We start from the raw sequence: 1,271 nt of genomic DNA, 5'->3' as shown, positions 1-1,271 counted from the left end.
TGAGCTTCCCCCCGTTGCACGGACACCTGAGGTGAGGTCACTCGGCGGTGTCTGAGGGCCGGTAGAGGCTCTCGTACGTGACGGGGCTGTGCATTCCAATGCTGGAATGGCGCCTGTATGGATTATACCAGCATTCGATCCATTCGAAGATGGCGTTGGCGAGTTCTTCGCGGGTATTCCAGATTCTGGTGTCGAGGAGTTCGAGCTGCATCGTTCCCCAGAACGATTCCATCATCGCGTTGTCATAACAATCACCCACCGTTCCCATGGAACCGAGCAGGCCGGCGTCTCGTAGGCGTTTCCCGAAGGTCCAGGACGTGTATTGCGTTCCGTGGTCCGAGTGCAGGATTGTCGATCGCTTTTCCGGTGCGCGCCGGGCCACGGCCATCGCGAGCGCATTTGTGACCAACTCGGTATTTTGGCGGGCGTCGATGGACCAGCCGATGATGCGTCGAGAGTAAGCGTCCATGACGGCGGCGCAGTACACCTTCCCTTCGCCGGTGGGATGTTCGGTGATGTCGGTCAGCCACAGCCGATCGGGCGCCTGGACGTCGAACCGCCGCTGCACCAGGTCCTCCTCGGTGGCCTGGTTGACCAGGTTGCGGCGGCCCTTGCGCCGGTAGATGCCCTGCAGGCCGGCCGCGCGCATGAGCCGCTCGACGCGCTTGCGGTTGACCGTCTCGCCCAGCCCCAGCCGCAGTTCGGCATGGACGCGCGGCGATCCATAACTGCCGCGCGACTCGGCGTGGATCTCGTGGATCATTTTGGTGAGTTCTTTGTTACGTAGTTCCCGCGATGGCTCGGGCCGGCCGAGCCAGTCGTAATATCCCGATGCGGACACTTCGAGGACTCGGCAGGCCACCGCGACCGGGATATGGTCGTCGGCGAGTTCACGGACCAGCGAGTAGATTACTTTGGGAGGACGTTCTCTCGGGCGAAATAGGCCGCCGCCCGCTTGAGGATGTCGTTCTCCATCTCCAGCTGCTTATTGCGGCGGCGCAGCTCGGCGAGTTCCTTCTTTTCCGCACTGGTCAGCCGGTCCCCGGTGCCGGCGTTTTCATCGGCGTCGGCCTGGTTGAGCCAGTTCTGCAGGCATGACCGGCTGATGCCCAGGTCTTTGGCGAGTTGGAGGAGCGGTTTGTCACCTTGGCGCGCGAGCTCGACCGCGCGACGCCGGAACTCTGGCGGGTGTGGTGCGGGCATGAAGGACATCCTTCCTGATGATCAAGGGTGACCTCAGGTCAAGTGTCCGGAGAACAGGGGGAAGCTCA

The 1,271-nt window shown here is 62.5% G+C and carries 2 protein-coding genes; both read right to left on the bottom strand.

The window, feature by feature from the left end:
- Positions 1–37 precede the first annotated feature (37 nt).
- Positions 38–901: an IS3 family transposase gene (locus EJK15_RS69440; RefSeq protein ID WP_240778162.1), complete on the bottom strand. Its 864-nt coding sequence runs from the start codon at positions 899–901 to the stop codon at positions 38–40.
- Between the two features lie 8 nt (positions 902–909).
- Entirely contained in the window at positions 910–1,203 is a 294-nt protein-coding gene (locus tag EJK15_RS69435) for a transposase (protein WP_171075444.1), read from the bottom strand.
- Positions 1,204–1,271 lie beyond the last annotated feature (68 nt).

The organism is Nonomuraea basaltis (assembly GCF_005893125.1).
Taxonomy (GTDB): Bacteria; Actinomycetota; Actinomycetes; order Streptosporangiales; family Streptosporangiaceae; genus Nonomuraea; species Nonomuraea basaltis.
Note: the sequence above shows the minus strand (reverse complement) of the source record. Positions and strands in the feature narration are given on the sequence as shown.